Raw genomic sequence first — 8458 nt, 5'->3', positions numbered from 1 at the left:
CCGGGCATCCCGGCGTGGTCGTGACCGCCCGCGTGTTTCTCGCCGCCGTTGTGCGTGAGCCATCCCTCCATGGCGCCGATCTCCGGTTTCTGTGCGTCCTCCAGACCGACCCGCCCGCATCGGCCGTCGTGGGCCTGATGCGCCGCGCCGAACGCAACGGGTTCCGCTACGGCTGGACCTTCGACTCGGCGGTGCTCTGGCAGGAACCGTTCGTCATCTACAGCCAGATCCTCGAACACACCGAACGCCTCATCGTCGGCCCGATGGTCACCAACCCGGGCACCCGCACCTGGGAGGTCACCGCCTCCACCTTTGCCACCCTCAACGACATGTACGGCAACCGCACCGTCTGCGGCATCGGCCGCGGCGACTCCGCGATGCGCGTCGCCGGACGCAAGCCCAACACCCTGGCCCGCCTCGGCGGGGCCATCGACGTCATCCGCGACCTCGCCGAGGGCCGGGAGGCGACCGTCGACGGGCAGCCGGTGCAGATTCCATGGGTGAAGGGCGGCAGACTGCCTGTCTGGATGGCCGCGTACGGTCCGAAGGCGCTCGCCCTCGCCGGACAGAAGGCCGACGGATTCATCCTGCAGCTCGCCGACCCGTTCCTCACCGAGTGGATGATCAAGGCCGTCCGGGACGCGGCGGCGGAGGCGGGCCGCGACCCGGACTCCGTGACCATCTGCGTCGCCGCCCCCGCCTACGTGGGCGACGACCTCGACCACGCCCGCGAGCAGTGCCGCTGGTTCGGCGGCATGGTCGGCAATCATGTCGCCGACCTGGTCTCCCGGTACGGCGAACACTCCGGCCTGGTACCCGAGGCACTGACCGAGTACATCGCGGGGCGTGCCGGATACGACTACAGCCACCACGGGCGCGCCGGTAATCCGGACACCGCCTTCGTCCCCGACGAGATCGTCGACCGGTTCTGCCTCCTCGGCCCCGCCGAGGCACACATCGAGAAGCTCCGGGCCCTGCGCGACCTGGGCGTCGACCAGTTCGCGGTCTACGACATGCACGATGCGCGCGAAGCGACGATCGACGCGTACGGCTCAGAGATCATCCCCGCCCTGTCCGCCTGACCCGCGCCTCCCCCCACGGCTGTACGCGCCCACTCCCCAGCCCCGCACGGCACCGCTCCCGAGCGAAGGGTTCAGCCGCCATGACGTCCACCGTCCCACCCACTCCACCGATTCCACCTCAGAACCGCATATCCGCACCGCCGGACCGGGTGGAACTCGACCCCGGAGCCGTCCCCGCCGACAACCGCTTCATCAACGAGGACCTGCTGCCCGTTCCCCTGGGGCGGCGCAACTGGACCACGTACAACTTCGCCGCCCTCTGTATCGCGCAAGAGAAAACACGAACATGGGCGTGGGGCGCTGACCTGCGGGTTCGTGGGGGTGCTCGTCAGGCGGGAGGTGCAGAGGCCGGTTCGTCCGGGTTCGGCCTGTCGCTGTGGGCTGCTGCTGTTGCATCTGGCTGAGCCGGTGCCTGCGGCCTTGGCCCCTTTTCCGCGAGCAGCATCAGGGGATGACTGTCGTCCCGTTCCGTCGTATGACCCCGAGGGCCCGGTGTCGAGCTCTCGGGGAGGTCACGTTCCCCCGCACGACACTCCGCGAACCGAGGTGGCTTCATGTCCTCCAGCGCACCGTCAATACCCGACACGTCCACGATCCAGCAGACCTATCCCGATGGCCGCGTCGCCCTCGCCGAGGGGGTCGTCCTGGACGACGCCCGGTTCGCCAACGACGACCTGGCGCCGGTGCCCGTCGAGAGACGCACCTGGGGTGTTTACAACTATTTGAGTCTTTGGGTGGGAATGGCTCATAACATTCCGTCCTGGACCCTGGCCTCCGGTCTGGTCGCGCTCGGCATGGACTGGAAGCAGGCGGTCCTCACCATCGCGCTGGCCAACCTCATCGTGCTGGTGCCGATGCTGCTCACGGGGCATGCGGGGACGAAGTACGGGATTCCGTTCCCGGTGTTCGCGCGGGCGTCGTTCGGGATGCGGGGTGCGAATCTGCCGGCGCTGATCCGGGCGGCGGTGGCGTGCGCGTGGTTCGGTATCCAGACCTGGATCGGCGGCGAGGGGATCTTCCTGCTGGCCGGGAAGCTCTTCGGCAGCGGTTGGCAGACCGCTGGTCAGGTCGCCGGTCAGCCGTGGACACTGTGGCTGTCGTTCGGCCTGTTCTGGGCGCTGGAGATCGCGGTGATCGCGCGGGGCATGGAGACCCTGCGGCGGTTCGAGAACTGGGCCGCGCCGTTCGTGATCGTGGGCGCGCTGGCGTTGCTGGTGTGGATCGCGGTGAAGGCGGGTGGGTTCGGTCCGCTGCTGTCGCAGCCGTCGGCGCTGGGGTGGGGAAGCGGTTTCTGGAAGGTGTTCTTCCCGGCTCTGATGGGCATGATCGGGTTCTGGTCCACGCTGTCGCTCAACATTCCGGACTTCACCCGTTTCGGCGGCAGCCAGCGCGCCCAGATGCGTGGTCAGGCCCTGGGTCTGCCCACCACCATGACGCTGTTCGCGCTGCTCTCGGTGCTGGTCACCTCGGGCTCGCAGGCGGTCTACGGCGTCGCGATCTGGGACCCGATCGCGCTCGCCGCGAAGATGGACAGCGTCGCGGGGACGCTCTTCGCCCTGCTCGTGGTTTTGGTCGCCACCCTGTCGGTGAACATCGCGGCCAACGTCGTCAGCCCGGCGTACGACCTCGCCAACCTGGTCCCGCGCTTCATCAACTTCCGTACCGGCGCGCTGATCACGGGCGTGGTCGGGATCGCCATCATGCCGTGGCGACTGATCGCCAACCCGCACATCTACATCTTCACCTGGCTCGGCGTCGTCGGCGGCCTGCTCGGCACCGTCGCCGGCATCCTGATCGCCGACTACTGGCTGATCCGCCGCACCCAACTCGCCCTGGCCGAGCTGTACAGCCCTGCCGGCCGCTACTGGTACACGGGTGGCTGGAACCTGCGCGCCGTCCTCGCTCTCCTCGTCGGCGGCGTCCTCGCCATCGGCGGCTCCTACTCCACTATCGACGCCAACGGCACCGCACAGGGCCCCTTCCCCGCCGACGGCCTCATCCCCGTCCTCAAACCCCTCGCCGACTACGGCTGGGCCGTCGGCCTCGCCTCCTCCCTCCTCCTCTACACCCTCCTCAACCTTGGCGAACGCACCAGGCGCTGAGAGCCCGAAACCCCGCAGCCGCCCCCGCCTCGCGGCGCCTCGCCGCGAGGCGGGGGCGTGCACGCCATCCACAGGGCGAGGACCCGGGGTGATCTCCTGCGGCAGGGGAGAGCCGGCCTTGCTGCTGTGACACCGGGGTAGGAAGCCTGTCCCCGGCGTACAGCCCGACTCGTCTGCCGCCACCTGCGAAAAGTCTCAGGAGTGGAGGGGCGGAAGACGTCTCCGGGCTGGTTTGGATCCCATGGGACAGGCCGCTGTTTCTCCAGGCTCGCGGCTCTGTAACTGCCGTCGGCATGGTGGACTCGTAATGTGTAGGTCTCGGGCTCGAATCCCGAGGTGGTTCATGCCGTAGGTTAGGCCTCTCTTGCCGACTGCCGACTGTCGACTGCCGACGTTGACCGAGTCCGGAGGCGGGCTCAGTCCTTGGCGGGCGGGGTAGGGAGGGCTTCGGCGGCGTAGGGGCGAGACTGCGCAGGCCGGTCCAGCGGGGCGACCTGACGAGAGAGGCGGTCTTTTCCATGGCTTTCGATCCACCTCGGTGGATCGAGGCTTAGATTCAGACACTCCCTCCTCGGGGTGCTGGCGATGAGCAGCGAGTACGGCACGGGGTGCATCCGCGCCCCCTGACGGCGGTGCGGGGCCGCGCCCGCGTCCTCGCAGCCAAGGCTGCTGTCGTCGCCGGGCCGCCCTGGCGGCCGGCTCGCTCGCGATCCTCGGCTCACTGCTTGCTGGCCGCCTCCTCCTCCCCGGCAACGGCTTCAGTGCCGGGTCGCTCTCCCTCGCCGAGGCCCGACGCTGCGCGTCACCGCGGGCACAGTGCTCTACATCGCCCTGCTCGCCCTGGGGGTGGCGGCGCTCGTACGGGACATGGCGGGGGCGATCACGGCCGTACTCGGCCTGTTCTACGCCTTTCCCGTCGTCACGATGATGGTCGTCGACGAGCAGTGGCGGGAGAACCTCCAGGAGCTGGCCCGCGCCTCGGTGGGACTGGCCGTCCAGGCCACGCGAAACCTGGACGCCCTGCCGATCGGCCCCTGGCCGGGCCCTCGGTGTCCTGCAGCCGCCTGGGCGGCGCCGCTGGCGGGCGCGGCGGTCTTCAGGCTGCGCGACGCGTGACATGACAGGCGCTTCGACCCTGCTGCGCGCCGTCACGAGCCCCGTTAGAATCACCAAGTGACCCGCGTTGCGGGCTAGTTTGAACGGGGGGCCAGGAAGATGGTCACGGTTTTATTCGTACACGGTACGGGCGTACGCGAGCCGTCCTACACCCAGGCGCTGAAGGGGATACGGAACGGCCTGGCCCGCGTCCGCCCCGACGTACGTGTCGAACCCTGCGACTGGGGCTCCTCACTCGGGTCGTACCTGAGGGCGGGCGGCGTATCGATACCCGGATACTCGGAGTACCTGGCAACGGCCGAGGAGGCCGGAGCCGAACCAGCGGAATCCGGGGTGGTGGCAGCCGGGCCGTACCCGCTGCCCTCCGACGGCTTCGAGGGCGGCAGCGAAACGGACGAGGACCGGCTGCGCTGGGCGATGCTGTACGCCGATCCGTTCGCCGAGCTCGGCATCTACGCCATGTCGGGGAAGCCGTCCGGTTCCGGGGCCCCCGCCCTCTTCACCCCGGGTGTGATCTCCGGTGGCGACCAGTTCCTGGGAGTGCTGTTCCGGTTGGGGGCGTCCGACGCGGTGCGTGACGCGTGGCGGGCCTTCGTGTCCAGCCCCTCAGTCACCGAGGGGGTCGCCGCCCTGCTGGCCGCCCAGGAATTGCGCCAGGCCGTCGTTGCCGTGCCCGCCGAGGGCGACGCCCTTCCCCGGCTGGCTGCCCGTGCTCTGACCGCCTGGGCGATGGCGCAGTCGCCCAGGGAGGCCGGCACGTTTCCGGTCCCGGAGCGGAACGATCTCGTGGACCTTCTCACGAACGAACTTGGTGGCGACGCCAAGGGACTGAACGACGTCCTGGTCTCCGCCCTCGGATACTCGGCACGGCTCTTCGAGCGTTCATTCGGCTCTCGGATGCTGGTGGCCCGGCGAGCCCGGCTCAGCAATCGCTCGGTGGGCTTCTTCGGTGACGTACTCAGCTATCTGACACGCGGTCAGGCGGTACGTGACCACGTGGCCGACACAATTCGGGCTCTTCCCGACCGGGGGCCTGTGGTCCTGCTCGGGCACAGCCTGGGCGGGATCATCGCTTTTGACCTGCTGGCGGCCCAAGCCTCGAACCCCGTCGCGGACATGCTGGTGACAGTAGGTTCGCAAGCGCCGCTGCTGTACGAACTGGACGCGCTGCCGTCCCTTCCCTACGGCACCGGACTGCCCGGCGCGTTCCCCCGCTGGCTCAACGTCCACGACCGCCGCGACCTGCTTTCCTACGTCGCAGCCGAGGCCTTCGGAAATGACCCGCGCATCACCGATGTGGCGGTGGACAACCGCCAGCCGGTATCCGCGGCCCACAGCTCCTATTGGGCCAACGCGTATCTCTACCGGGTCCTGGCCGATGCACTTCCCGGCTGATCGGGGAGCCCTTACCCTGGGCCCCCACCTCGATTCGAACACACGTCACGGTGCAAGAGAGGACGCGCGTGGCCACGGGAGGATTCGATGCCGTACAACACCGGGTCCTGCGTGCGGTGATCAAAGCGCTGGAGGACCCGGCGGGGCGGCTCATCAACGACAGCAGCCGGGACCTGTGGCGTCAGATGATCCACCAGCACATTTCTGGCCTGACGCCTGTGAGCTTCACCGTGACGCATCAGGAATTCGTCAGCATCGTGTACAGCTGCGCCACGTTGGACGACGGCATGGACCTCCTGGTGGAGGCCACGTGCCTGGTCACGCCCGCGCTGGAGCCGGCGCTGCTCCTCCTGCTGTCGCAGTGGAAGGCGCGGCTGGCGTTCCCGGGTCCCGACTGGGAGCCACTGCGCCGCGTGCTGGATGTTCCGGTGGCCGATTTCGGCGCCCTGGTGGACCGGGCCACCGACGGTCTGGCACGCCTGCCCGAGAACTGCGCCACGCCCTGGGAGGCATTTCTCCATCTTGCCGACCACAACGGGCGCCCCGGCGAGCTGATGCCCGCCATGGCCTTCCTGGAACACCTGTCACTCTGTCCCGAAGTGGCGTCGGGAGTAGGCGAGTTACGTACGTGGAACGACCACTTCGCCGAGCTGTGGAACATGCCGGCGCCGCTGGCTGAACTGCGGGCCGACCTCAGGGACGGCACCGACCCCCGGATCGCCGGTTCCCCTGACGTCCCGCACGCCGGTCGCGGTGGCCCGGCCAGGCCGCTGATCAGGATCTACGTCAAGGTGGAGCCGGACCGTACGCCCCACAGCGGAGCGGGCAGGCGGCGGATGGGCAGGGCGCAGCGCTACTACGTCTCCGCCTGTGTCAGATATCCGGATTCGAACGCACTCCAACGAGATCCTCACACCGAGCCGCTGGAATCAGTGACCAGATCTCAACTACCCTACGAGACAGCCAAGTTACTCACTCACATGACGCAGTTGCGCCACTCCCGCGCGGACAACGCCGCCTTGGAGATCTTTCTTCCGGCGGAGCTGCTCACCGAGCCCGTGGAGTGGTGGGACCGTGATCCCTCGCTGGGCTTTCCCAACGCTCTACTGAGCCGATACCGGGAGATCATGCTGCACAGCCTGGAGCGCGTACAGCGTCCCACCTTCCACAACGCGTGGCGCGCCCGCTGGGCGCACTGGCGGACCGGCGACGGCCAGGGCCAGATGTACGAATGCGCTCCCGAGGGGCTGACGGACGCCGAGCACCTGGCCCTGCTGGACGCGAAGATCGGGCGGGACGACGACGTGGTCGGCATGGTGCTCAGCAGGCCGCCGCACCGCGAGAGCGAATTGGGCCTGCGCGAGCTGAGTCTCGCCCTGGACCTCGGAGTGCCCATAGTCGTCTACCACCGGGCGGATCCCGCGTCAGCGGTGTTCCGGAGCATTATTCGTGAAAGCTTGGCCAATGAGGGGCTGGCACAGCTTCCCGAAAGTGCGCAACAGTGGAAGTCCGACGTTGCCGTCCGTGCCACGGTCGCAGACGAGTCAAGTGCTGTACGGGAGCGAGACGTTGACGCGATCCGTTCGATGAGCATGATCTGGGACGACCCCGAGCATCTTCTTGAGGGCGGGCAGAACGCTCCCGCCACCTTTGTAGGGGGGACCGAGTGAACGCGGCGGACAACGACGGCTGGCTCTACCGGGGCACCGGAGACCCATTACCGGACGAGGCGTACGAGAAGCGCACCTGGCCCAAGGGGCCGCCCTGGCGCACCTTCCGCAGCACGGCGACCATGCCTCAGCCACCGGACGACGACGAGGCCGACCGCCGGCTCGGCCCGCCCGGGCGTCGGCGCGTCCCTCGCGCCGAGGAGCTTCGCCTGGTCAACGCCGCGCTCCTGCTCCGCAGGCCCCTGTTGGTCACCGGCCGGCCAGGAGTGGGAAAATCGGGCCTCGCCTACCGGATCGCCCGGGAGCTGCGGCTCGGACGTGTGTTGCACTGGCCCGTCACCAGCCGGACGACGCTGACCTCCGGTCTGTACGAGTACGACGCCATCGGACGCGCGCAGGCCACGCAGGACGCCGCCGAAAGCACCGGACGGCCCAGCATCGGCAACTACGTCCAGCTGGGGCCGCTGGGCACGGGAATGCTCCCCTACCGGCTGCCGCGAGTGGTGCTCATCGACGAGATCGACAAGTGCGACGCCGATCTGCCCAATGACCTTCTGACCCTGTTCGAGGACGCCTGGTTCGAAGTACCACCCCTCGTACGGGTGAAGCAGACGGAAGCAACGACCACCGTCCATACGGCTGATCCCGGCCACAGCGCGGTGGTCGAAAACGGAGTGGTCAGGGCTCACGTCTTCCCTGTCGTCGTCATGACCTCGAATGGTGAACGCGAGTTCCCCGAAGCGTTTATGCGGCGCTGTCTGCGGCTCAACATTCCGGACCCCGACGCGGAGACACTGGGAGACCTCGTCTCCGGACATTTCGGAGAACTCCTCGGCGACAGCCAGGACGCGCTGATCCGTGATTTTCTCCGACGGAGCTCGCGGATGGGCGGGCTGGCCGCCGATCAGCTGCTGAATGCCGCGCATTTGGCGACATCGGGCCTCTACCAGCAGGACGGAAGCGACGCCAACGAGTGGCAATCGGTCCTCGCCGCTATTTGGCACCCGCTGGGCGGTGAAGGGGCGGATTCGGGGTGACCGGGGAATCTTCGAGGGCCGGAGGCACTGGTGCGCAGCACCGCCGCGACGGCCCG

At 68.4% G+C, this 8458-nt stretch carries 6 protein-coding genes and 2 pseudogenes; 7 read left to right on the top strand and 1 reads right to left on the bottom strand.

From position 1 onward, the window contains the following. Positions 1 to 92 (bottom strand): annotated as a pseudogene (locus AB0915_RS19205) (DUF305 domain-containing protein); the annotation flags it as partial. 45 nt (positions 93 to 137) lie between these two features. On the opposite strand from AB0915_RS19205, the gene AB0915_RS19200 reads away from it, so the two are divergent. The 7 genes and pseudogenes from AB0915_RS19200 (at position 138) to AB0915_RS19170 (ending at position 8402) form a co-directional block, all read left to right on the top strand. Next, positions 138 to 1082, top strand: coding sequence for a TIGR03842 family LLM class F420-dependent oxidoreductase (locus tag AB0915_RS19200; protein ID WP_366692212.1), 945 nt, complete (start codon positions 138 to 140; stop codon positions 1080 to 1082). 80 nt (positions 1083 to 1162) lie between these two features. Then, positions 1163 to 1348 (top strand): annotated as a pseudogene (locus AB0915_RS19195) (nitrate reductase); the annotation flags it as partial. A 288-nt stretch (positions 1349 to 1636) separates the two neighbouring features. Further along, complete coding sequence (locus AB0915_RS19190) at positions 1637 to 3184, top strand: NCS1 family nucleobase:cation symporter-1 (protein WP_366692211.1); 1548 nt, start codon at positions 1637 to 1639, stop codon at positions 3182 to 3184. 816 nt (positions 3185 to 4000) lie between these two features. Next, positions 4001 to 4300: a hypothetical protein gene (locus tag AB0915_RS19185; protein ID WP_366692210.1), complete on the top strand. Its 300-nt coding sequence runs from the start codon at positions 4001 to 4003 to the stop codon at positions 4298 to 4300. Between the two features lie 99 nt (positions 4301 to 4399). Then, on the top strand, positions 4400 to 5695 hold the full coding sequence (locus tag AB0915_RS19180) for an alpha/beta fold hydrolase (RefSeq protein ID WP_366692209.1): 1296 nt from the start codon (positions 4400 to 4402) through the stop codon (positions 5693 to 5695). A 68-nt stretch (positions 5696 to 5763) separates the two neighbouring features. After that, complete coding sequence (locus AB0915_RS19175) at positions 5764 to 7365, top strand: hypothetical protein (protein WP_366692208.1); 1602 nt, start codon at positions 5764 to 5766, stop codon at positions 7363 to 7365. Next, complete coding sequence (locus AB0915_RS19170; protein ID WP_366692207.1) at positions 7362 to 8402, top strand: MoxR family ATPase; 1041 nt, start codon at positions 7362 to 7364, stop codon at positions 8400 to 8402. The genes AB0915_RS19175 and AB0915_RS19170 overlap by 4 nt, the downstream gene beginning before the upstream one ends. Positions 8403 to 8458: the final 56 nt, after the last annotated feature.

Origin of the sequence: Streptomyces sp. NPDC048411 (assembly GCF_040704695.1) — a bacterium.
In the GTDB taxonomy this organism is placed as follows: Bacteria; Actinomycetota; Actinomycetes; order Streptomycetales; family Streptomycetaceae; genus Streptomyces.
Note: the sequence above shows the minus strand (reverse complement) of the source record. Positions and strands in the feature narration are given on the sequence as shown.